Source organism: Undibacterium sp. SXout7W (genome assembly GCF_049339385.1).
In the GTDB taxonomy this organism is placed as follows: Bacteria; Pseudomonadota; Gammaproteobacteria; order Burkholderiales; family Burkholderiaceae_D; genus Undibacterium.
Genome location: NZ_JBMPPF010000020.1, coordinates 68,340 through 90,802 on the forward strand (window position 1 = coordinate 68,340; position 22,463 = coordinate 90,802).

Below are 22,463 nucleotides of genomic sequence, written 5' to 3' on the forward strand. Positions count from 1 at the left end.
CCGTTGTTACCCATCCGCCGTATCGACCTATAGAGGGCTCATTGCTATGACTGCAACAAATATACCATTTACCTTACTGACCGGCACAATCGTTGCCCCCGGAGGCAAATCCCCAGCAAATGGCATCACAGCAGTTTACAATCATCAACTTCAAACACTCAGCAGTACGACGCCGGGCACACCATGGGCCAGTTCCGCACCGCCACCGGTAGCGCCACTCGGTTTGTGCGGTAGCCTCGCCAACGGCCTGGCAATTTATGGCACAGCAAATGGCAATAACACAAGCGTTGTCGCTGCTCTGAGCACCATCGGTGTCACTGGCGGTATCTGGAACACCATGCCAGCTCTGCCTGGCGGCACCATGCTAGGTGGTATATCGGGTGATTTGCTCAACGGCCTGGTTGCATTCAGCGGGCAAAACATTTATACCCTGAACTTTAATACGTTGCCACTGGCGTGGGTGACGCTCGCTCCCCCCCCCTACAATGTCACCGCCATCGCAGGCGACCCGACCAATGGCATTCTGATTGCAGTAGATCCTAGCGATAATGGTTCAGGTGCGTCGGCGTTGTACTACGGAATGGGAACTTGCCAGTGTATCGTCTGGACTCCACTGACCGGTGCTGCGGGTAGTATCAGTACCTTACCGCTTGCCAGAGTTCACATTACCTCGTTGACAGGCAACAAGGGAAACGGCTTTGTGTATTACGGCGAAAACCAATTGGTCTCTCTGGCTGCACTCACCGTCAGCGCAGCAACCGCCTCGGCCGCAGCATCAGTCACCACAACACAATTGCAACTGTCCGCCCTGCCTTTTGCAGTGGTCGCCATCTCAGGCGATCCGGTCAATGGTCTGGCTGCGATTGGCACAGCTGGCAGCACGAACAGCAGCGGCAAGCTGATTGCCACTTGCCCGCCGATCAGCGCAACAGCGACGGCAAGTAACTGGACGGTTGTCACTTTACAAGACTTCTAGTCCTTTAGTCACTTATCAGGTAACAGCAATCCGCGTCGCAATTAATATCGAAAGTAAACCATGGACACCGCACTTAATTTCATTCTGACCGAACTCAATAGTTATTTCTCTGCGAGTTCCAGTGTGCAAGAGAGTGCGGTGGTTCTGTCTGGTCTCGCCAACCCGGACGGCTCTGTGCCTCTGGCGATCAATAATAAAATAGTGCTGACCTTAGTCAATATCGAAAAAGAAACTGCAATGGGTACTACAGGCTTTATACCGCGCATGGGTGCAGGTTTTGGTCGTAGTAATCCCACTCTTTATCTGAATGTATATGTGCTGGTGTCGGCATCGTTTACCAATTATTCGACAGGGCTCAGGCGATTAAACCAGTCGATCGGTTTTTTTCAATCCAAACCCAGTTTTACCGCGCAAAACAGCGTGGCATTTCCAGCCGGATTTGAACTGCTGACGATGGAACTAGTGTCTCTCAGCATGGCCGAATTAAGCACACTATGGGCTGTATTGGGTGCCAACTACCTGCCTTCTGCGGTATATAAGCTACGAATGGCGACAGTACAAAACGAATGGATTACCGAACCAGTGCCTGCAATTACCCAGGCGGCTTCTAACCTGGGAAGTTAACGCATGATCAGTGCCTACACACCTCTATTCAGCATTACGATTAACCACAGTTATTTTGCAGATAATCTGGGATACCCACTCAAACTCTCGCCTGACAACGCTTGCATGGATTTGCTGGCACGCTATCAACTGGCATTCCGGCCATTCCCCAAAGGAGGCGGTGCCACCATCTACTGCAACAACCTTGCCATATTACGCAGCTTTAATCTACTGGATGGTTTGAGCTTCGACCTCAGTTGTGACGATATTGCCCTCATTAACTACACTCAGATTGACACTACCCCCCTGAGCAAAGGTGGTACAGGTCCAAGCTTAAACGATAGCCTGTTTTACTGCGACAATCTGGGCAGCACCAGTACAACTGATACGCCTGATACGCTGAATACACTGAGCACGCCCGGTGCCATCAGCAGCATCACGAAAGCGGCTACTCCACCCACTGCTGAAAACAACTGCTTACAACCTGCTTTTGGATTATCTGCTCTGGAAACCCAGCCTAAGCAATTTTTATACGTATTCGACACTCCGCTCACATCAGCAAGGCTGACTGTCACCGACAATCTGTGCAATGCCATCGTATGGGCAGCAATCACGCCAGATCAGCCGGTTCCGTCTTACCTGATCAATCTCACAGGTTTACCGGATGGACGCTACCAGTTATATGCCGATGGGAATTTGCTGCTCAGTTTTTATGCACTGGACATTCCCAATGCCAGTCCATGGGGAAAAATCACCATCTACCTCGGCGGACCAGCTCAGGTGCCTTACCTAGCGAATAAAGGCAACACAAACTATACACTGAGCAGCACAGGTGATATCACATTGATCAATTATCAAATGAAGTTGGAACATCGCCAAACCATTTGGCGGTATAAAATTTTTAGCAGCCAGAATAACTATGGTAGCAACTGGCAAGTCAGTGCCAGCACGACAAAAAATGCGTCTGCTAATCAGGAATTCAATACGGGAAACAACAATTTCACATTCACCTACGCCGCTGGTACAACAGAACAACCCTGGGTATATCAATCGGCAGTAGTTGATGCTGCGGGCTTGAACGGAGAATTGCTCAACCTCTTACAAACACCCAAAGGCATGAGCTTTGTTTTGGAGCCGATCGCCGCCACTCATGCGAATGGCGCACACATCCAGACCACCGCCAGTAGTGTCAATTTACCGTATGCACAAGGCAACTTGCTGGTACTTCCTGATAACGACAATACAACGATCAATTATTCGGATATTTATGTCTATTTATGATGTCAACTAAATCTTATCAATATACGAAATCACGATCGGTGCAATCATCCGCTGCCACGACCGATAAACCTGGTACGCAGCACCCCTTATCTCAGGCAATACAGCGAAGTCCACACCTGATGAAGCAGAGGGAATTGGATAAGTTGGTGAACGCTGTGCATGTAACTGCCGGCAAAAATAACCAGCATAAACCTCAAACCAATTCCCATCAAAATGCCGCACACAAAGAAATGTTAATCCTAAACAGCCAGATAGCACTGGAAGAGGAACGGCGTAAAAAGAAACGGTTTTAGCACCACATCGTCCAAACACGGGAGTTGTTATGAAAAAATATAAGCCAGCGCAAATAAAAACCATGCAGCGACAGGCTGATCCGATACGCTCTGGCATCAACCAACATCTCCCCGGAGCGCAGATCGAAGATAACCGACCACAAGCACTTGCACAACGCGAAATGCAAAGCGCGCTGGATCAGCGGCCTGCGGTCATGCAACAAAAAAAAATGCAGGTAGCTCTGCATCAGAATAAAACCTCGCCTGTTACTTCACCCGCCAATAAAGCAGGTTTACCAGCCGATCTGAAAGCTGGCATAGAAGCACTTTCTGGCATGAATATGAACCATGTCAAAGTTCATTACAATTCACCAAAACCAGCGCAGATCAATGCACTGGCGTATGCCCAGGGCAGCGATATTCATCTGGCTCCGGGTCAGGAAAAACACTTACCACATGAAGCCTGGCATGTCGTACAACAAGCCCGGGGACGGGTGAAACCGACCTTACAGATGGCTGGCGGAGTGCTGGTCAACGATAACAAAGGGCTGGAATCAGAGGCCGATCTGATGGGACAAAAAGCTGCTGCAAACAGCAGCTCACAACCTGCAAGCATATCCGCCCATATCACGTCGCCCGGAACTGTACCAGCACAAGCACGCGCACTCCCCCCCTCTCTGCGTCCACTGATTCAAGCCAGTCCCGGCAAAGGTACGGTACTCCAAGCGTTTCTTGGATTTGCTGGCGGTGGCTGGGCCGCCGTCGGCGTAGGGCTGCCTGGTGCACTGGATAATTTTCCCGGCGGGGTCAATAATGTAGGTAGTGGACAACAGGCTGGTGCTACGGGACGTACCATTGACCTTGCCTCCACAACTCCTTACGCAGCCCCCCAAAAATTGGGGGGCTTTAATTATTTCTCAAATCTTCTTACACCCAAAATCCTGAACCAACCCGGTGGCGCAAATAAACGCTATACCCACCTCCATGTCATTAACGGAAAAACTCATGGCCCTGGCACTCCCAACAATCTGACACTGGGTTCCACGGGTGACAACAACGCCCATCGTGCACAGGTCGAAGATCATGTTCGAACCGCCTTAGCCGCAGTCGACAGCGCGACAACGTATTCAGCTCAAATTGCGATGAATCCGCCCGATTTTGTCATCGGCGATGTTGCCTACTGGAACAATCCGGCCGCTGTCGTCGCAGGTTCTCAGGCTGCCCCGCCAGGATCAAACAAAATAGTGGCGGGCATGAAAAAACCGTACACCCATTCCGCCGATCCAGCCTCCGCAGGAAAGATTGGTCGCTGGATTCACTATCAGGTTGACCCCGTCTATGTCGGCGGTGCTATTTCACCTACCATCGGCGTCAACATGGCAAAAACGTTCAAGACTCTTCATGATGACGAGGCTGATGATTTGCGCCAAAGAGTACGCCTCAAAAACGGTCCGAAGACATACCCGATTGCTACCAGCACAGCTGCTCAACTGGCCGCGGCGGCCATTGCTACAGGACCCGCTCTTGCTGCCGCACCGGGAGCGACGCTGGCGGCTGCCTGTCTGGCAGCGACAGGTGTACTCACGCCCGTGATACCGCTCAATAGCAATGCCGCTTATGCACAATACAAAAAGAATATGGCAGATCACGTTACTAACCTGAATAGTTTTGCTGCCTGGGTACCGCAAGCATTTCCTCAAACTTTACGCTGCGATGCTGACCTTTACCGCCCTACTTTTGCAACACCCAATATCTGGTCAACCCGCGCCGAAGCACAAGAACTGATTCCTGTAAATCGCAACTAGACCCTGATCCAAGCTCCAACCTCAGCTCTGACGACCAAACAAATTCGCAACAATATTTGCCCATAATCCGAACCCCGAAAGCACACCGTATGAATTCTCTATCAGCTAATCGTCTCGATACCGAAGCCTGGCTTTCTGAAGCCGATCTCTGGCGTAGGGTCGCTCACTATTACGGACAACCGGGAGTCAATGTCTGGAAAGAACAAATTCCATTTCAAATCACCAGCAACCCCTGCATTGCCGCTGCTTACGCAGACACCCTGATTGCCTATCTTGAAGATTGGGTACGCGAACACGGTGCTCTTACAGGCAAAGTGAATATTGTGGAATTGGGAGCCGGACACGGTCTGTTTTCCACAGCGATGCTGCGTGCCCTGGCAGAACGCAGCGCGTCGCTGGGTGCGTTACCTGCAACGCTGCATTACTGGGTGACGGATCGCTCCCCCAATCATCTGGAAAGCTGGCGTCAGAATCCTGAATTAGTCGAATTCCAACAATCTGGCATGTGTGGATTTTGCTGTTTCGACGCGCTGGAAAATGCCACATTGCCCGATGGATGGCAGCAACCAACCCAGGAAAAAGCTACCCCCTGGATTTTCATCGCCAACTACGTATTTGATACATTGCCCCACGACGCTTTTTTGTTTGGTGACAACGAGACAAAACGGGGCGTAGTCACGGTAGAACAATATACGCCCGCCCCAACCCTGAATCCCGATACCTACCAGATATCACTAGCATTCCGGTCATATCAACTGACAAGCTTGACACCGTTACTGGCGGCAGCCGTGCAAGGCTATCAAGCTCTGCAACCAACAGGCTGCCTGCTCATCCCTACCGGTGCGCTGCAATGTATTGAGCAACTGCGTCAGCTTTCCGGCGACAACATGCTTTTGTTATGTGCAGACAAAGGCTGGTCGCGCCTGGAAACAGCCATGCAGGTGCAGATAGAAAATGCCATTCACTTTTCTAATGCCTCAATGACAGTCAACCTGCATGCGATCAGCGAACACGTCACCCGGGCGGGCGGTATCGCTTTCAGCCAGACTACCCAGCAAGAATCATTGAGTACCGCAGCCTGGGTCTTCGGCATGCCGGGTAACAAACTGATTGCCACGCGCACCACCTTTGCCAACCAGTTAGATAAACGCAGCCCCGGCGATCTGTACGGACTGGCAGCCACGCTGCTGACTCATCGCTTTAACCTCGGTCTGGCTGAGATTGTGTCTCTGCTGAAATTAATGAACTGGGACCCCGCCATCTTTGATGGCTGTTTTGATGCCATTCTCGCCAGTCTTTCCCACGCACCACTACCTGCTGTGGCCGATCTCCGCGCTGCACTTCCGACTCTTGCAGCACAACGCTACCGCAGCACCCACATGCCTGACACGCTGTTCAACATCGCCCACTTACAACAATGTCTTGGTCTATGGTCTGATGCAGCACAACACTACCGCCTGTCTATACAAGAACGGGGCGATACTGCGCAAACGTGGTACAACCTTGGGTTATGTCATGCAGCACTTCAGGAAAATAACGAAGCGGTGACATGCTTTGACAAAGCATCTGCTCTGGATCCGGAAATGCTGCTGGCACAAGGCTGGCTATATCGACTGGGGAAAACAATAGCATGCGTAGCAATATCAAAATAGATGCATAACAGTGAGGCGATCTAAATTTTCTATAAACATGTAGATCCAGAATTCGATAAGCAGATATACAGGCACACCCGAATAAAAACGCTTTTATATCATCTTTTAAAAAATCTACTTTCATGAAAATTAAGCGTCTTCGTTGTGGTCATACAAATAGTATTTCTTGCTAAGTTTACCGATGCTCGCCAACTATACCCACGTTTTCTAAACCATATGAGATCGTTAAAAAAAGTCATAAGCCTGGCATCCCATATTTAATGGCAAGAATAAAGGCATTGCGCATTTTGAATCCGGCATCATGCCAATAATGGTACGCCTTGAAAATATTTTTGATATTCATACAATCCACTTTATTGAAATATAAAATTATTTTTTAAATCTTTTATAAAAACAAAGCAAAACCGCTACGACTCAGTATTTTTATATTGAAGCTCCCATGTAATCTCAACCTTGAAAAATTATCTGATTTTTACTTTCTCATCACTAAAGCTCATTTGATAAAAAGGGTCTGTTCACTTTTCCTGATGATGTTAACTTTGAAGCATGACACTAAGAAAAAAACTCATCGAAGAACAATCGATCATATTAGTCGCCTTCATTTCGGATCCACCAGGCATAATAATAATGGTGTGGAGTCCCAAATGTATGATCATCGTATAGTCACTCAAGATTGCCGTGCTATGCGTAATACTTGTATAAGAAAGAAACAGCTCATAGTATTTTCTATAAGTGTTATTACGAAATAATGAGTTCCATTTTTTTTAATGCGATGCAGAAGTCATGTTGGAGTTATTGTGACCTGCTCCCCAAATTAGTACGAAACCAAATTAGAGTCCACGGCTAAAAAACTGTCTGCAAATTGATTCGGCGTCAGATAGCCAATCGAGCTGTATGGTCGCTAATAATTATAATTTTGACATTGCTCTTCGATGACTGCCCTGGAGTAGCGCATCAATCACTGTCGTAGGCACGATCCCCGACAAGTCGTTCAGGTCGTTCCAGCGTGACGGTTTCAGCGAGCGTTGCTTCGACAAGGGGACTTCATGTGGGCTAGCAAAAGACGTGTGCACGGCGAGTGGAAGACCAGTAGCGTCTACAATAACCATGAGCTTCGTACCTTTGCCCCGCTTGATTTTTCCGATTTTCGGGTTCCTTTTTTGCCAGCATAAAGGAGCCGTCAATAAAACATTCTGACAAATCAATCTGGCCAACTTCTTCCTGATGTCAGGCAAGCTCTTCAAGTATTTTTCTGAATACTCCCTTCTTGGCCCAGCGACTGAATCGCCTGAAACAGGCTGAACCGGAAGGAAAACGCTCAGGCAGATCTGCGTAGGCTGCACCGGTACGCAAACCCACAAAATGCCGTTGAAAACGGCACGGTTACGTGTATTTCAGGCCGCCCGCGAGCATCACTGCGACGTGTAGTTGGAGGAATCAGGGGCTACAGAACAGCCCATTGTGCATCAGTAAATTCTTCTCTTCGTGCCATGCATGCAAGTTAACACAAGGCAGGATAAGTTAACAGGGGGTATTTATGAAATGGGTTCTAAAGGCTTTGCTTAACTGAAAAATTACACAAATTTTTTTGAGAAGACCAGCACAGCATGAATTTGTCATGCATTACTCAAAAACTGCTCCTACCTTTTTCTGTTGAGCATTTCATGTAGCTCAAGTCGATTATAGGTTGAGCGCATTGCATCTTTTGAGTTAATGGTTTTTTTCTCGACCAACTGTGCCAAAACCTCATTGAGACTTCTGGACATATTGTCTTCTTTACGTTTCATGAATTCAGAAATCATATGTAACTTACTCAAATCAGCAATAAATGGGGCGACCTGCTGATTGTTATTAAAAATCATTTCACTGGCGAGTACAAAATTTTCACCACTCTCTGTCGGCAGTAAATTTTGGAAAATGACACCAACAAGCGAATTAGAGAGCCCAGCTGCGCGTTGCGCGCGTTGCTCGGAAGGGAAAAATCCTAATAATTTTGAAATTGCACTGAGCGCGCTGTTGGTATGCATGGTTGCCAGCACAAGATGACCGGAATCACCTGCATGCAGAACTGTATCAGCAGTGTCGAAATCACGGATTTCACCAACCATCAAAATATCTGGTTTTTGTCTCATAGCCTCCCGCAAACCAGAAGAAAAACTTGCTGTATCGGTTGGAACTTCTTTCTGAGACACAATCGATTGTTTACGTTCTAATTGATATTCAATCGGTTCTTCGATAGTGATAATGTGCGCGCTCCGACTAGCATTTAAGTAGTCCAACATCGATGCTATTGTGGTGGTTTTACCTGACCCGGTAGGTCCGGTTACCAAGATAATTCCTTTGTTTGCTTCCAACATTGTTTTTACATAAAATGGCAACCCCGTTTTTTCAAGAGCAATAGGATGCAATGGAAGCCAGCGGATCGAGATCGCTACTTTTGATCCTGAAGACATGCGATAAACATTGCACCGTAAACGACACTCAGTCAAAAGAAAGGGGCGGTCAATTGCACTGTCAATAATTTTATCTTCCCAATCCTCATCAATAGCCCTCAGTACGTGGACCATATCTTCCAAGGTTACCGGCTCTGTAGATACCTGCTGCCATCCACGCGGAGTCTTAATCATGAGAGGAGCATCCTGTTCAATATGAATGTCCGACAGCGTATTACCTGAATTAAGCAACCCTATTATTTCGCTCAATAAGTCACGTAATGGAAATGTGTCATTGATCATGATTCACCTTAGACTGAAAAGAATTCACAAATATGTATTGTTTAGCAGCGTGGATAACACTCTGTCAAACCTTACTTACCAATTTGCTCAAAGGACTCTGTGGGAAATTTATTATTTTCACATTCCTCTTTGAGGGAGCTAAAAGTTTAAATAGCTGTATAAATTTTACCAAGAGTGGAGAACTGAAATATCTCAACAATTATTACCTTGCACTTGCAAAGAAATGTATCCAGACTATGCATTTATAATTTACAAAAATAACAACAAAATAATTCCACAAGACTTTATGCTTTTGTAGAAAATAAAGTCAACAGTTAATACAAAAGCTAACGGAAATCAAACAATGCACATCACTCAAACATGCAGAATTTTGGAGGAGTGTTTTTTTACGGTATCAATAACATTTGGATATGATTACTGTTTATCCAAACTATAAATTACGCATGAAACCTTAACTGGAAACTGAGTTTTATAACACTACATAATCTGACACAGCACCCTATCATATTCTGACATGAGGGAAGTATATGCTTAAGTATAGTTGGCATCTCCACAGAAATAGGTTAGCCTGAAAAAGAAGCTTATTTAGATGAATAGTGAAATTTCAACTACTCTCTTCACTATCAAAAAGGAGGATGAAGATTAACAAGTTGTTTTTTGTGAAAATACTTTATGTTACCAATCGGCGTTTTCACCTTCTAAATCTTCATTCATCACAACAACCAGATCAAAACTGACAGTGAAAACCAAATTGAAGGTTCCATACCGGATAGTTTGTGTACAGGCGTAAATGAATATTGCATGTTACATACGTAGTAATTCAGTTTCGGAACACGTTCATGCTAGCCTCAGACGTGCAGGATTCGATTGCGAACGGTTATTATCTGAAACATCCCTATTGCGTTTGATTCGGCGCAAAAATTTCGACCTCATTTTGATAGAAATGGGCACTACAGTACCAGATAGCGAAAGTATTATTTCGTGGATGAACTGTCGCTTCGGCGAGAGTACGCCGATCATGATGTTTTCCTTGGTACAAAATGCAGATCTCGCCGCGTTGGCTCTCGACTCAGGAGCAGACGACTATGTCACTATGCCCATAGAATCAGTTGAATTGGTCGCAAGAGTGCATGCAATACTTCGCCGCACCGGTCGCCATACAGCTCGTCGTCGAACTATTAGTTTGATGGAGTTTACGCTAGATAACGAAACCAGAAGTTTTTCATACCGCGGGGTTGAGATTGAACTCACACCACGAGAGTTTACGATGGCTTGGCTCTTTTTTTCTACACCCGGAATTTATATTTCACGCGAAACCATCGGTAACGCAATCTGGGGGGTAGATAGTGAAATCGCAGGTAGAACAATTGAACAACACGTATATAAATTACGTAAAAAGTTGCAACTGGGCACTGAGCGTGGCGTGATGATTCGAACTGCATATAACCAAGGATATCGTCTCGAGTTATATACCAAGAATCAAGGTTGAAATACTCAAGCATGAGATGAGACAAATCAACAGACAATTTCTTTAAATTTAAGCTAATGCACAATATCCATCATATGCCATTGAGTACGGTACGGTTATAGTGGGCTTCAGGTCAGCTTCGACCGTCGCTATGGCGTTTAAAATCATGATCAACCAAAATTGGCTATTGCTGTACAGCCTGTAATTTTGCATTATGCCCAAATAATGAAATCATCGTCAGTTCTCTGATTGCCCTAATATGCGGAGAGCAGGGGGAAGATTTTTGTAAACTTTTAACGCGTACTGGAGGCGATAGGTAGGATTACTGGAGTTATAGGCTCCAACCGCATTCCAGGAATTGCCTAATCGCTGCATGTTCTGCGCAAGAATCCACGCTCCGACTTGAATATTTGTACAAGGCTCAAGAAGCTGCTGTTCATCTAGTCCATACTTGCTTAAAATTGGAAACCAGCTGCTGTTAATTTGCATAATGCCAATATCGTAAGTACCATTTTTGTTGCGATTGATGGCAGCAGGATTCAGGTTGGATTCAGTCTTAGCAATTGCATGTAACAGGTAAGGGTTTATACCGTATTTTTGTGCTGCTTGATCCCAGCACGCGTCCGCGGATTGGCAAAACAGAACAATGACGATACCCGATACTGCATAAAGTACGTACATGCATTTTGTGGCCAACCACATTTTTACAAGCGCCATCATGGGCTGATGTAATGCCATACTTGATCGTTACCACAATACAAGGTCTTACCGGTATTCACCCCACTACCGGCATTGGGCAGGCCAATGGACGGATTTCCAGCACCATCGGTTTGCAAACCATTTCCCCCTTCAGCCGTGATGCTACCAACTGGCCATGCTTTATAGGGATTCCCTCCCCTGTCAAATAAAGTGATGTTGCATGCCCAACCGTTGTAATGCCCTATGCTGTTGTAGTTAATGAATAAAGACTCAGCGGTAACTGATGTGTCCACAATTACCCAACCAGCGTGCACTTCTTGATTGGCAGTAACATCATGATTCGCCAACAAACTACCGCCGATTCGAATATCTCCGGGGCCGGCGGTACCCGGTAAGCCACTGACATCGCCTACTGCTAAATGGTTTGTGATATTCAGATTACCGTTTTCATCTTCCGCTAGCGCAACCCACTTAGTGCCGTCATACATGAATGCTTTTTTGATGTTTAAAGCCATGCGCACATCACCAATTTGCTTCGTCGCCAAACTATTCAGAGCGGTATAGTCTGCCACTGGTGCTTTCCATTTTGAGACATACGCCCATTTCCCATCGCTGCCGCACTGGAGCAATTCCCGGTTGGCATCCACGGCGATAGCGGCAGCAGGGCAAGTGTCGCCTGCCACTACGACAGCATTATTGGCCATCCGCATCGGTGTATTCATGGTATTAAGCTCAGGGCGACCTGGAATCTGGTTACGATATAAAAAATCCGTGGACAGCTGCCCTGGGCTATCAAAAAACAACGCAGAGGCAAGATGACCGCTATCGTCAGTTGTGCCCGTCAGGCAGCTACCTGCAAAGCTTCCCAGTGCTGTGGCATCGAGTGCCCAAGATGCACCTTGTGCCTGCGTCGTGCCCGTGCCCGCATCCAATATATAGCCGTTACCCGGCCCTGCTTCTGCGGCGACAGCAGCAATATCCTTAGTCGCTATTTTGTCCCCACCTGTGGTAACAACTAACACATCAAGTTTATTCAAAGTGCCAGCTCGCAGTTTCACCACCACACATGGCGTTTGCCCATAGATATTCGCGCCTGCCATCGTTGCCGGCAACCTGAGATTGGACAACGGAATTACGGTATTAGTCAGTCCAGACGAAGGAGCAAGTATTGTTGTCAGCGCATTATAATTATCAAAGACATTGATATATTTGGCTGTAGCCGACACTACTTGCGATTGGTAAAACGCCGCTTGTTGTCCCTTTGAATCTTCCATTGATGAATCAATCATCGCAGTCAGTCCAATTAACATCATGGATCCTATCAGCATGGCACCGGTTGCCTCGATCAAGGTAAATCCGGATTGGCGACTTTTCATGCGCTGCTCCTTCAATTTTTGTAGGCGAGCCATACAGGGCTACCAGGAGGGACGATTAATGTACTCGTTGATGGTGTGAGCGGGATGAGTGACGTAACATGGTAATCCTCTGCCATAGGAATATCTTGATTATTATTGATATGGTCAATGGGTGTTGCAATATCTGCCGGTGCATGCAGCATATTGTCGGTGGCACCGGACTCACCTGCTAGCACTGAATTTTGTGAAAGACTGACAATCTCAGCCGTGATATTGACTGGTAATGGTTTTGCAGGATTTGGGTAAATATAAATTGTGCCATCGGGCTCAATATAATTGCTCCATATGCTGGCAGCTGCGACGGTATAGCCCGTAGGAAAAAAAGCCGCAGGATCCACAGAATGGCCGGTATCAGTTGGATTTGCAGTGGAATAATTGATTACCGCTTGACGGTACGTCCCCATACTTGCAGCTAAATTTCTTGCTGCGACACGATCAGGATTTGGTAATATCCTGTACTCGCTGAGATTGTAATAACCAACAAGCGAAAGCATGGTGGTCAGCGCTAATACATTCCACATTTAAGTCTCCAAGAATCTCTGCGCGGTTGCATTGCCTGTAATCATCGCCGCCATTTGACGTTTGATATCCGATCCCAGCAAATCATACTTGCCATTTCGTAGTACCGCCTTTGTCATGACAGCATCTTTAAGAAAGAGAAATTCGGTTTCGAGTTTTTGTTTTGGTCCTGGCATTAACTGTTGATGCAGCACTCCAATCAAACCATCTGCGACCAGTGACTGAGCTGCCCCCGGAGCTAATTTTTCATTGGTCAATGCATGTAACTTGTTGATCGTTTGAATCACGTTAGCCGCCAACATTGTTGTAATAACTAAGTGACCATTAATACTTGCCTGCAATGCTTCTGTCGCTATTTCGTGGTCACGAATTTCATCGATCAAAATGATCTTTGCCCCCCATTTCATTGCACGACGAAAAGTATCAACAGAACTACGGATTTCCCGATGAAAACTAGTTTGGTAACAAATACCATCGCCATAGCTACCTTCCAGAGGCAATTCAATTGTTTCTTCTGTAGAAACCGCGACTCCTCCGTATGCTGTTAGTCGATCCTTGATCATTGCGCATGCCGTTGTTGTTTTTCCGGCCTTGATTGCACCAGAAATAATGAACAATCCGGTAAGATCCCTTGTCATTAAATATCGAATATATGCATGAGGAATGCCCAGTTCAGACAATGAATGAATTTTTTCCGAAATTTTTCGTAATACAAATACTTCACCACTCGCTGTAGTCATCACAGAGACGCGGTAAGCGACGTCATCATAAACAGTCTTGAACTCGGTTGCTGTTGGCCGTTCTTGTAATATGTGTTTGCATGCAGCAGTCAGTTGATCAAGATCGTCGCGAAGCAAAGGGCCTGCGGGAAGTGGATTTGCTGCCGCACCCGGTACGTCAGAAAATCTGTCTTCCAGCGTCGAATGTCCCAGATAGAGATCTGAGAATTCGAGCTGTTTTACTTTAACGGCATCAAGCATAAGCAAGATGATCTTATCGCGATATAAAATTGATGTTGTTAGTCGCGGTGGCACACGCAGTATTGGCATCTGCGGGAGTCGCCGGGAAAGTAGTGATAGCGTTCGCACCACCTACATTTATTTGTGTCCATCCACTGGCACCACTGATCATATTAATACAGGCATCCTGTGGTACCAGTGTATATGCAATGGTGAAGGTGGAGCCTCCACCTGACCCAGTGACTGTGACCGCGCCGCCCCACGAGTTATTCATGGTTGTAGTTGTACCTGCCGTATTTGCTGTCAATGTTGTCGGAAATATTCTCGCAGTATTTAAGTTGGCAGTGATGTCGACAGTGCCATAAGAATTTGATTGCCCTGTGTAGAGTTTTCTAACGCCAGTGCGGATAGAGACAACTTCTTCCGAAGCACGATTACTTTGTGCGCTGCTGAATGCGGAGGTCAACAGCGATACCGCTCCCAAAATCACGAGTGCTGCTACTGCCAGATAGGCAATCCCCTCCAGCAGTGAAGCACCGCGTTGGCGGAAAGAAAAATTGACGACAGAATGGCTTTTCAGGTGTGCGTTTTTCATTGTATTACTCCTTGTAGATTTTAATTAAAAACTTAATGTACGGCTCTTGTCATGGCCGCTATTTCCTGCTGAATACCAAAGAATCCGGTAACCAGCCATCCAATCACAATCGCTAGCGAGACAATGGCAAATCCATTGAATATTTTCATCTGCATAGCGATGGTTTCTACACCATCGTCCATCCATTCGTCCGCCAGTATCTTGAGCGCCTCAGCAAATCCTTTATATTCTGCATAAACGCATAAGTCATCAACCACTTCTTTCGAGGGAAATCCGTAGCCTGCGTTGCGTAAAGCTTCGCCACAATTAAGGCCAGATTTGACGCCGAGCAATGCACCGTCCAAGCGTTCGCGTAGCCAAGGGTCCGACAGATCAGATAGTCGAGCCAATGATTTCTCTACCGTAATACCGGCAAACTGTAGCGCTGAGAATGCCATCAGAAAGCCGCTACCAATAATGAGTCGATAGATGGAGTAAGGCGCAAATCGGTCAAAAAAAACCCGGGTATCACCACGCCATAGCGGCATTGATACTAATATCATGGTGATAAAAATGACTACGATAGCGACAACAGCGAGCATCCAGTTCTGCACAATTTGTGACATGATGTATAACGACTTTGCAGCTCCATGCCAGTGAGTCGGATCCACTATACGGGTGAACTGAGGGATAACACGGGTACCGAACACATAGATATAAACAATGATCATTGTAAAAATGGCGAACGGATACGCGACACCTCCAATGATCACTTGTTTAATTTTTTTGCCCGCTAACACAACGTCGATTACTGCCGCGAGAGTGATCTCCAGACGGCCTGATTGTTCTCCCGCCATGATGATCATTTGTTCATTACGTGGAATCCACCACTCAAGCCCTTCAGACAGCAGGCGTCCGTTTTGCACCATTCGCCGACAGTCATCGAGAATGATCACCATAGGTTCATTGAGTTTACGACCATTGTATGAGGCTCGATCCCGAAGTTCTTCCAGGATTTTCAACAATGGCAATCCATTGGCAAGCATTTTCGAAATTTTTCGATACAAGCGTAGACGCGCACTCTCTGAGAACTGCGTCTTCGCCCACCATCGATTGATATCAAATTGCACGAGCAGCCTCCACGATACTCAATCGCTTACTTGCGCTAACCGGGGTAGTGACAAGATGGCCAACTACCTTCTCTGCCATACGAGGATCGACAAAACCAGTCGCAATTTTTTCGATAGCATGTTCGAGGATCGTTTTCCCACGGAGCTCTTGTATCCAGTATTGCGCAGCTTTCGTTTTTTCTCCTGCCCGGATGTATTCGAAAAATTGAGCGTCAGGGAGAATCACTTCAGCAACCACGGTTCTCCCGATCGTCCCTTGATGATTGCAAAACTCACAACCTGAGCCAACAATACACACTGCCTCAATATCGGCCTGTACCGCCAAAATAATCCGTTGCATGACAGCTTTCGTCAGATCATTCTGATGTTGATGTAATTTTTTCTTGCAATGTGGACAAAGCAATTTGACAAGACGCTGGCTAATCAACCCAGTGACAACAGTATGATCCGCCACCAGACTCATTGGCAATCCCAGATCGACCAGTCGATCGACGATCGCCATAGCGCTATTGGCGTGCACTGTCGTCCATACTTGATGCCCGGTCATTGAGGCACGCAATGCGTTTTGAGCAGATGCACGATCCCGCATTTCACCGATCATGATGGTGTCGGGGTCAAGGCGCATTGCGTTGGCAATGGCAGCAGAAAACATCTTTGACCGCCCTTCTTCATCACCTGCGTTGGTGACCGCAGTTTGTACCGCGCCTTCAATTGGATACTCAACGGGGTCTTCCACAGTCAGTACGTGCAATTTCCCTTCTGCCTCAAGAATTTCTCCGGTCAGTATTCGTTGCAGACTGGTCGATTTTCCGCTTCCTGTTGGGCCGCTGATAATGTTCATCCCAATTGGTTGCTCTTTGAGTTGTTGCAACATTTCGGCATGTGAATCAGAAAAACCAAGCGGGCGTAAATCGATGTTGTCTCCCGCATCGTTATAAAGCAGCCGCAATACCATCACTACACCGTCACTAGTCGGAGCGGTAGCAATGCGTACGCAATACAGCATCGGAGGTAGCTTGTCACGATCGGCAATACTTGCATCTTGCCGTTCAGTTGGCTTGTAAGTACTGTCGGACACCGAGGTCATGGCGCCATAAATTGTTGCCAGCAGGCGTTCTCCATATTCTCGTGTATATCCACCGGTATGTATCAGATCGTTATGGATACGAAAATATAGTTCGGTACAATTTTTTTTAACTCGAATATGAATATCTGATGCGCGTGCACGGCAGCCTTTACTCAGAAGATCTTTGGCAGTGATTTGCATCACAGAATGCTCAGAGTGCCGTCCTCCAGCATTACTGAGCCCTGTCTGATAAAGCTGTCCTATAGTTTTGATGTCAGTCAAAATGACGCGATAAAGACGTCGCATTTTTTCAAGTCGAGCGCGGTAAGACAGCACATGTGAGTTCAATTCCTGACCGACTGCTATGAGTAAACGCCCATCAGACAGCAAACAGAGCAAATTCCGTTGCTCTGCACTAGCCTCAAAAACACCGCTTTGACTGATGACGCTAGTATTCGTGAAATTGTTGGAGTCATGTATTGATTGTTGAAATACTTCCAGTGACCCTTCAGACTGCCGCTGATGATGATTCATTTTGTCGCTCCTTTGAAGGCTGTCGGTGGTGCTAAGGGAGGAAGTCTCAATCCAACACTAGGGTAACTGGAATCAAAAGTAACTGGTGCTTGAGTTGCAGTCGCTAAACGTATGCGTTTTTTTTTATGATTTTCAATAATCACTTCGTTAGCACGAATCGATGCGACCTTCATGCCGTTAGGTAGCTCATCGCCAACTTGAACATCAAGCAGATTTCCACCATCCATCTGCAGCGTCGCAAACATGACTTTTCCTATTCCTTCAATCGATACAATGACCGGATTACCTAACGCCGGTGATTGCGTAATCCGGTCCGACTCTGTCTGCTTAGACGTAATCTCACTTTGTCTGGCAAGAATTTTCGCTTGTACATCAAGTTGTTTTTCGCGCGCTTTGAGTATCAAAGTTTCAGTTTCTATACGTGTCAAATTATCTGATGCAGACTCTGCAAAGACCGTATTTGTAAGTGTCAAACAGAAGAGCAGAATCACATGTTTAAGGCAATTTCGCATAAATCACTCCTTCAATTGACCACTCTCCACTGCGATAGGAAAGTTTATTAATACGTATTCCGGGCCCACTAAGCATTCTGGCAATTTCGGTTGGAGACAGACCGCCAGTAGCAAATACGAAAGAAAATGTCTGCCAGTCCGGTTTGGGTACTTCCTGCGCTTTTACCCCTGGCAAGCTTGCTTGTGGTAGCGGCTGTGGTGGAGAAGCTATTAACCCAATTTGAGCCGAGATATTCATGAGTTGTAATCGCGAGATTAACGGTTCCAAAATATTTTTAGCGTCTAACAAAATTTCATCACCGCCATTTGCAAGTTGGAAGGGAATAGTCAGGGTGGCTTTGTTGCTGCTCAAATCAACTTTGGCATCGGGTACCTGAGATAATAAAAAATCAATCGTGGAATCTTGACGCACCCACGTGTACATAGCGCTATTTGCATTGCAAACATAGCTATCAAGTAGCCAACCACCAGCCGTAAGATGGGTCAAGTTATCAAAGCAAGTCTTTGCTATCACCGGCGATAAAGGCATGCTTGGCCACGGATGCGGTAGCATGCTCCCCTTTCCATTACCCAACATTTTCTGACGAGCAGCTTCAATCGCCAGTTCACGTAGTTGTTCCTCTTTTTGATGTTGGTACTGTTGCCAGTAAATGTAGCCACCTACGATGAGGAAAATAAACAGAAATCCGACAATGGCGACAGGAACCCATGATATTTTCGAATCAACAGGGCGCAGTCCCCACCAATTGTATATTTTGATCTGTCCATTTTTTTTGTGTGGGATCAGGTCTTCGATACGTTTGGCACTAAAATTATGAAAGCCGTATTCTTCCAGCTCGGCATCACCGATCACGACGTTCCAGCCCCCCAGGCCATAGTCACCATGCAAACGATCAAGTACTTCATCTTTGGTTCCGGCAAAATCCCCGTTTGGTAAGAAATTGGCATCTCGAACAGCGAAGTATGCCCATTTTCCATCTGGTAGCTTGAATGCTCCCAGCCAATTATGTACCGCTTGTTTTTGCCCGTCGTAAGTCGCTCCTTCACAAGCCATCGTCTTTGACACTACCGCACCAAGAGAATAGACCATGCGACGTGCACCATCTCTTGTATGAGCAAATCCGGCCTGCGCTGTTGAATGGTCTTTGCGCAGAACCATCAAGTCGGAGTCGATCTTTTTGGCAAGTTCACCGGCTTCTTTAAACAACTCACGCGGGCGAGACAGTGACTGCCAGAATAGGCCGCAGATGAATTTGTGTTTACCTATCTGCGTGATATGGATGGCCATGGCTGTCGCCTTTTCAGAAACTAGCCATTGTGGTCGGCGTGATCAGAATCACGATCGCTTCTTTGTTCGATGCCCCCTTATAGCCACCGCCGAACAGAAAATTTTTGGGGGTGCCTACACCATTTTGATCAAGGTTGTCGTCGGTTTGCTCGAAACCACTAATAATCAGTGTCTCATTTGATTTCATAGACACGCGTTGCAGGAAATTGCGTGTATCAATTTCAGGCGTTTCGATAGAACTGTTATTGCTTGTTACTGTTCTAAAGCCGCGTAACGCGGAAATATCTGTTGAAAACTGCAGCATTACTGTACCGTTGCTGAGTACATGCGGCAGGATACTCATATTGAATCCCGAAGTCACAGTGCCTGGCATAAGAGTTGTAGTAGATCCGACTAAGGCAGTAACTGTTGTTTGCGAAGATTTCAGGTAACTGGTTTGTTTGGCGACTTGCACTGGAACTGGTTGATTGTTCAGCGTCACGACTGATGCCGTTGTTTCGCGGCGGACTTTCCCCTGTTCGGAAAGTGCCTGGATAACAAGATCACTGCCAGCGAATTTGCTGGTGGAAGTTTGAAGAATACCAGCAGAGAATGATGTTCCGCTCGCACTCGCCACCGTATTTTGAATACCGTATTTAGATAACAAATTTTTGTAGATTAAATTCCACTGAATGCCATAGTTGTCTGAATTAGTCAGATTCACAGCGAGAACGGTTACACTGATGGAAATCTGGCGAGATAGTGATTTATTTTCTGATTCGACAAATGTTGCAATACGATCTAGCACATCAGGGGTATCGACAACAGTAATGGTGCCAGTTGCCGGAGATGCGACGGCTTTACCATACGAGGAAAGCATTGCCATAATCGTTTTTTCAATACTGGAATAAACTGATAGTTGTGAGCTCACACCTGTATTTTGGCTATTATTTGAGGTAACGCCACCAGCACTTGCACCGGATGTGCTGCCAGTAGTTGTAGCGCCACTCGTTATCGTGGCAGAGAAGGTAGAGTCGCCAGGAATGGCATTAATTTGGAAAGTACGTGAGTCCGTGTGATAAAACTGTACTGTGTCATTGACGTATTTCCAGTACACGCCAAAGCGTGCTGCGATTGTGTCCAGCAACCCCTTAAAATTGCCGTTAGTATAGGTGATACGAATTGGTCCTTTTGCTTTTGCGATACTTGGTTGACTTGCCATCGGAGATGGATTGACTGATCCACCTGCTGCGGTAACAACAGCACTACCTCCGCTTGGCTGGGTTACGGTATTCGATACGGTCAGCGCATCGGGACTAACTTTGGTAGGGATACCAGCACGTAAGGTTATCCGTTCTGCGATATCTGATAACGAGTACACGGGACGATCAAACGTAGCTGCCTCATAAAAAATTGGAGGCAATGTGGTTTGACTTACTTTAACTACATTTTTGCTGAGCCAAATTCCATTCTCATGTTGCACCGTCGGTGATATTTTAGTCACCACACCTGGCGCAGTATGACCCACATCCTTGACTAAAGTGGAGACAATCGAGTCAGCTTTTTCAATATGCCCTTCCAGCTTTCCCGTCATGCTAGTACACCCAGAAATCAGTGACAGTACCGACGTTGATACAAGTAGGCTGATGCGCATTATTTCATCCCCCCTTGTACAATCCGGAGAACCTTGTTTCCTTTGTAAAAAATTGCTTTCATAGGTATCTCAGCGGTTTCCATACTTCTCGTAACAGTCTCTACCGCCTCTTCAAATGTACCCGGAACAATCGTTCGTGCTTCCACTGCATAATCAACCGATAATTCCCACAACAACTGCCAACCTGCCTGCGCGGTCCAACGTGCGATAGCAGCATTCAGCGTTTTATCTGACACGGCAATTTCCCATACCGTATTGGAAATCATCACTGCTGAAGTAGGAGGAGTCGCTTCAGGTACTCGCATTTCAGGTATAGATTTCGCAGCTAAAATTTTATTTTCAGCCACGGCTACCGTATCTTGCTTGACGGTATCAACCAATGTTGCCGAGTCTTTTGATGAAGATTTTTTCGAGTAGTCGCCCGGTGATTTTTCTACAAAATAGAGGTTCGCCACCTGCATACCAGACATACCAGATACCGGTGCTATCCTTTCAGGCATAGTCAGCTCACCGACATCATCCTCTTCGCAGTTATCGCTATTGAATACGCCTGCTAGCATACCGCTGGATTTAAGTTGCAACCTATCAGCTGAGTTAGCTGCAAAAGCATCACTTCTTGCCGGTGTTTTTTGTCCGGCATATGCAGATACGCTAAAGCATTCAATACATGCACTTATCAATAACCAGAGCAGTATTAAACGATGCCGGATTTTTCTTTGTGAATGCATGGCTAGCTTCCTTATAAGCACGAATTTTTTAGCGAATCCGCATCAAAAATACGTGAAATCAATTCTTCTGATGATTGGTCTCTATTGGACTCGATCCTCAATCTGAGTTACACCTAAGCAAACATGGTTCCAATGCTTTGTTTTTTGCTTGGAAAATTGTTAGATTTCATCCCAATCGTGTTCTATAGATCGCTCATTAACAAATATCATTGGCACTTAATTCTGTGCATCTTATTGCGATTACCCCTATTGTTTTTACAGGTTACTGCATGGACATCGCCAGCCTTGCGGGCATTTTTTCCGTTTCCCCACATTAAAAACAATGATCGAAAACTAGTACAAAAGAATGCTGATTTGTAGAAATAGTACCTTCGTGTACGTTGCTTTGTACCTATACAAAGGTATGTGGCTGGATTGAAACAAAGGTCAGATAACAATCATTCTTGTTTTGAATAGATTGCTCAAGTTGCCTCATCAGCGCAAATTTCGTAACCGCCCGGCGAACTCATGTTGACCGAACGACTTTATCGTGGTGAGAATTATTGTACGGTGGCCCAGCGATGCGGGAGCAGTTGGCTAATTTGACTAAACGGTTGTAGCGGCAGCCGTTCCAG

At 46.3% G+C, this 22,463-nt stretch carries 20 protein-coding genes; 6 read left to right on the forward strand and 14 right to left on the reverse strand.

The genetic code is table 11. The features are described from left to right. Nucleotides 1–46 precede the first annotated feature (46 nt). The 5 genes from ACO0LB_RS17180 to ACO0LB_RS17200 all read left to right on the forward strand — a co-directional run bounded on the left by ACO0LB_RS17180 (nucleotide 47) and on the right by ACO0LB_RS17200 (nucleotide 6,589). On the forward strand, nucleotides 47–976 hold the full coding sequence (locus ACO0LB_RS17180; RefSeq protein ID WP_423051291.1) for a hypothetical protein: 930 nt from the start codon (nucleotides 47–49) through the stop codon (nucleotides 974–976). 60 nt (nucleotides 977–1,036) lie between these two features. Further along, nucleotides 1,037–1,600: a DUF4255 domain-containing protein gene (locus ACO0LB_RS17185; RefSeq protein ID WP_423051293.1), complete on the forward strand. Its 564-nt coding sequence runs from the start codon at nucleotides 1,037–1,039 to the stop codon at nucleotides 1,598–1,600. Nucleotides 1,601–1,603: 3 nt separating this feature from the next. Beyond that, nucleotides 1,604–2,860, forward strand: coding sequence for a hypothetical protein (locus ACO0LB_RS17190; RefSeq protein WP_423051295.1), 1,257 nt, complete (start codon nucleotides 1,604–1,606; stop codon nucleotides 2,858–2,860). Nucleotides 2,861–3,182: 322 nt separating this feature from the next. Then, nucleotides 3,183–4,937 carry a DUF4157 domain-containing protein gene (locus tag ACO0LB_RS17195; protein ID WP_423051297.1) on the forward strand — a complete coding sequence of 585 codons (1,755 nt, stop codon included), beginning with the start codon at nucleotides 3,183–3,185 and terminating at the stop codon, nucleotides 4,935–4,937. A gap of 89 nt (nucleotides 4,938–5,026) precedes the next feature. Beyond that, complete coding sequence (locus ACO0LB_RS17200) at nucleotides 5,027–6,589, forward strand: SAM-dependent methyltransferase (protein WP_423051299.1); 1,563 nt, start codon at nucleotides 5,027–5,029, stop codon at nucleotides 6,587–6,589. A 908-nt stretch (nucleotides 6,590–7,497) separates the two neighbouring features. Here ACO0LB_RS17200 and ACO0LB_RS17205 read toward each other — a convergent pair. The 3 genes from ACO0LB_RS17205 to ACO0LB_RS17215 all read right to left on the reverse strand — a co-directional run bounded on the left by ACO0LB_RS17205 (nucleotide 7,498) and on the right by ACO0LB_RS17215 (nucleotide 9,324). Beyond that, nucleotides 7,498–7,698, reverse strand: coding sequence for a hypothetical protein (locus tag ACO0LB_RS17205; RefSeq protein WP_423051301.1), 201 nt, complete (start codon nucleotides 7,696–7,698; stop codon nucleotides 7,498–7,500). A 118-nt stretch (nucleotides 7,699–7,816) separates the two neighbouring features. Next, nucleotides 7,817–7,948, reverse strand: a complete 132-nt coding sequence (locus ACO0LB_RS17210; protein ID WP_423051303.1) for a transposase — start codon at nucleotides 7,946–7,948, stop codon at nucleotides 7,817–7,819. A 281-nt stretch (nucleotides 7,949–8,229) separates the two neighbouring features. Further along, nucleotides 8,230–9,324, reverse strand: a complete 1,095-nt coding sequence (locus tag ACO0LB_RS17215) for a type IV pilus twitching motility protein PilT (protein WP_423051305.1) — start codon at nucleotides 9,322–9,324, stop codon at nucleotides 8,230–8,232. A gap of 790 nt (nucleotides 9,325–10,114) precedes the next feature. On the opposite strand from ACO0LB_RS17215, the gene ACO0LB_RS17220 reads away from it, so the two are divergent. Further along, the gene (locus ACO0LB_RS17220; protein WP_423051307.1) at nucleotides 10,115–10,813 is read left to right on the forward strand and encodes a response regulator transcription factor; all 699 of its coding nucleotides are present in this window, start codon (nucleotides 10,115–10,117) and stop codon (nucleotides 10,811–10,813) included. 216 nt (nucleotides 10,814–11,029) lie between these two features. Here the strand turns inward: ACO0LB_RS17220 and ACO0LB_RS17225 are convergent, their stop codons facing one another. The 11 genes from ACO0LB_RS17225 to ACO0LB_RS17275 all read right to left on the reverse strand — a co-directional run bounded on the left by ACO0LB_RS17225 (nucleotide 11,030) and on the right by ACO0LB_RS17275 (nucleotide 21,849). Beyond that, nucleotides 11,030–11,530, reverse strand: a complete 501-nt coding sequence (locus ACO0LB_RS17225) for a lytic transglycosylase domain-containing protein (protein WP_423051309.1) — start codon at nucleotides 11,528–11,530, stop codon at nucleotides 11,030–11,032. Then, nucleotides 11,509–12,867 (reverse strand): shufflon system plasmid conjugative transfer pilus tip adhesin PilV, encoded by a 1,359-nt coding sequence (gene pilV / locus ACO0LB_RS17230; protein WP_423051311.1) that lies wholly within the window; start codon nucleotides 12,865–12,867, stop codon nucleotides 11,509–11,511. The genes ACO0LB_RS17225 and pilV overlap by 22 nt, the downstream gene beginning before the upstream one ends. Before the next feature lie 11 nt (nucleotides 12,868–12,878). Further along, entirely contained in the window at nucleotides 12,879–13,427 is a 549-nt protein-coding gene (pilM, locus tag ACO0LB_RS17235) for a type IV pilus biogenesis protein PilM (RefSeq protein WP_423051313.1), read from the reverse strand. Beyond that, nucleotides 13,428–14,474, reverse strand: coding sequence for an ATPase, T2SS/T4P/T4SS family (locus ACO0LB_RS17240; RefSeq protein WP_423051315.1), 1,047 nt, complete (start codon nucleotides 14,472–14,474; stop codon nucleotides 13,428–13,430). After that, nucleotides 14,419–14,979: a type 4 pilus major pilin gene (locus ACO0LB_RS17245; RefSeq protein WP_423051317.1), complete on the reverse strand. Its 561-nt coding sequence runs from the start codon at nucleotides 14,977–14,979 to the stop codon at nucleotides 14,419–14,421. The genes ACO0LB_RS17240 and ACO0LB_RS17245 overlap by 56 nt, the downstream gene beginning before the upstream one ends. 32 nt (nucleotides 14,980–15,011) lie before the next feature. Further along, nucleotides 15,012–16,088, reverse strand: a complete 1,077-nt coding sequence (locus tag ACO0LB_RS17250; RefSeq protein WP_423051319.1) for a type II secretion system F family protein — start codon at nucleotides 16,086–16,088, stop codon at nucleotides 15,012–15,014. Continuing rightward, the gene (locus tag ACO0LB_RS17255) at nucleotides 16,078–17,688 is read right to left on the reverse strand and encodes a GspE/PulE family protein (RefSeq protein WP_423051321.1); all 1,611 of its coding nucleotides are present in this window, start codon (nucleotides 17,686–17,688) and stop codon (nucleotides 16,078–16,080) included. The genes ACO0LB_RS17250 and ACO0LB_RS17255 overlap by 11 nt, the downstream gene beginning before the upstream one ends. Next, nucleotides 17,685–18,116, reverse strand: coding sequence for a type IV pilus biogenesis protein PilP (gene pilP / locus ACO0LB_RS17260; protein WP_423051323.1), 432 nt, complete (start codon nucleotides 18,114–18,116; stop codon nucleotides 17,685–17,687). Before pilP ends, ACO0LB_RS17255 begins: the two co-directional genes overlap by 4 nt. Before the next feature lie 67 nt (nucleotides 18,117–18,183). After that, nucleotides 18,184–19,488 carry a type 4b pilus protein PilO2 gene (gene pilO2, locus ACO0LB_RS17265; protein WP_423051325.1) on the reverse strand — a complete coding sequence of 435 codons (1,305 nt, stop codon included), beginning with the start codon at nucleotides 19,486–19,488 and terminating at the stop codon, nucleotides 18,184–18,186. Nucleotides 19,489–19,501: 13 nt separating this feature from the next. Next, nucleotides 19,502–21,061 carry a PilN family type IVB pilus formation outer membrane protein gene (locus tag ACO0LB_RS17270; RefSeq protein WP_423051327.1) on the reverse strand — a complete coding sequence of 520 codons (1,560 nt, stop codon included), beginning with the start codon at nucleotides 21,059–21,061 and terminating at the stop codon, nucleotides 19,502–19,504. Between the two features lie 59 nt (nucleotides 21,062–21,120). Then, nucleotides 21,121–21,849 carry a toxin co-regulated pilus biosynthesis Q family protein gene (locus tag ACO0LB_RS17275; RefSeq protein WP_423051329.1) on the reverse strand — a complete coding sequence of 243 codons (729 nt, stop codon included), beginning with the start codon at nucleotides 21,847–21,849 and terminating at the stop codon, nucleotides 21,121–21,123. Between the last annotated feature and the right edge of the window lie 614 nt (nucleotides 21,850–22,463).

Bases quoted from the DNA above. Each gene is read 5' to 3' on its own strand.
- ACO0LB_RS17270 (WP_423051327.1), bottom strand. From the start codon at position 21,061: ATGACGGGAAAGCTGGAAGGGCATATTGAAAAAGCTGACTCGATTGTC.
- ACO0LB_RS17180 (WP_423051291.1), top strand. From the start codon at position 47: ATGACTGCAACAAATATACCATTTACCTTACTGACCGGCACAATCGTT.
- pilO2 (WP_423051325.1), bottom strand. From the start codon at position 19,488: ATGGCCATCCATATCACGCAGATAGGTAAACACAAATTCATCTGCGGC.
- ACO0LB_RS17245 (WP_423051317.1), bottom strand. From the start codon at position 14,979: ATGAAAAACGCACACCTGAAAAGCCATTCTGTCGTCAATTTTTCTTTC.
- ACO0LB_RS17240 (WP_423051315.1), bottom strand. From the start codon at position 14,474: ATGCCAATACTGCGTGTGCCACCGCGACTAACAACATCAATTTTATAT.
- pilV (WP_423051311.1), bottom strand. From the start codon at position 12,867: ATGAAAAGTCGCCAATCCGGATTTACCTTGATCGAGGCAACCGGTGCC.
- ACO0LB_RS17255 (WP_423051321.1), bottom strand. From the start codon at position 17,688: ATGAATCATCATCAGCGGCAGTCTGAAGGGTCACTGGAAGTATTTCAA.
- ACO0LB_RS17185 (WP_423051293.1), top strand. From the start codon at position 1,037: ATGGACACCGCACTTAATTTCATTCTGACCGAACTCAATAGTTATTTC.
- ACO0LB_RS17225 (WP_423051309.1), bottom strand. From the start codon at position 11,530: ATGGCATTACATCAGCCCATGATGGCGCTTGTAAAAATGTGGTTGGCC.
- ACO0LB_RS17195 (WP_423051297.1), top strand. From the start codon at position 3,183: ATGAAAAAATATAAGCCAGCGCAAATAAAAACCATGCAGCGACAGGCT.
- ACO0LB_RS17215 (WP_423051305.1), bottom strand. From the start codon at position 9,324: ATGATCAATGACACATTTCCATTACGTGACTTATTGAGCGAAATAATA.
- ACO0LB_RS17190 (WP_423051295.1), top strand. From the start codon at position 1,604: ATGATCAGTGCCTACACACCTCTATTCAGCATTACGATTAACCACAGT.
- ACO0LB_RS17275 (WP_423051329.1), bottom strand. From the start codon at position 21,849: ATGCATTCACAAAGAAAAATCCGGCATCGTTTAATACTGCTCTGGTTA.
- ACO0LB_RS17205 (WP_423051301.1), bottom strand. From the start codon at position 7,698: ATGGTTATTGTAGACGCTACTGGTCTTCCACTCGCCGTGCACACGTCT.
- ACO0LB_RS17220 (WP_423051307.1), top strand. From the start codon at position 10,115: ATGAATATTGCATGTTACATACGTAGTAATTCAGTTTCGGAACACGTT.
- pilM (WP_423051313.1), bottom strand. From the start codon at position 13,427: ATGTGGAATGTATTAGCGCTGACCACCATGCTTTCGCTTGTTGGTTAT.
- ACO0LB_RS17200 (WP_423051299.1), top strand. From the start codon at position 5,027: ATGAATTCTCTATCAGCTAATCGTCTCGATACCGAAGCCTGGCTTTCT.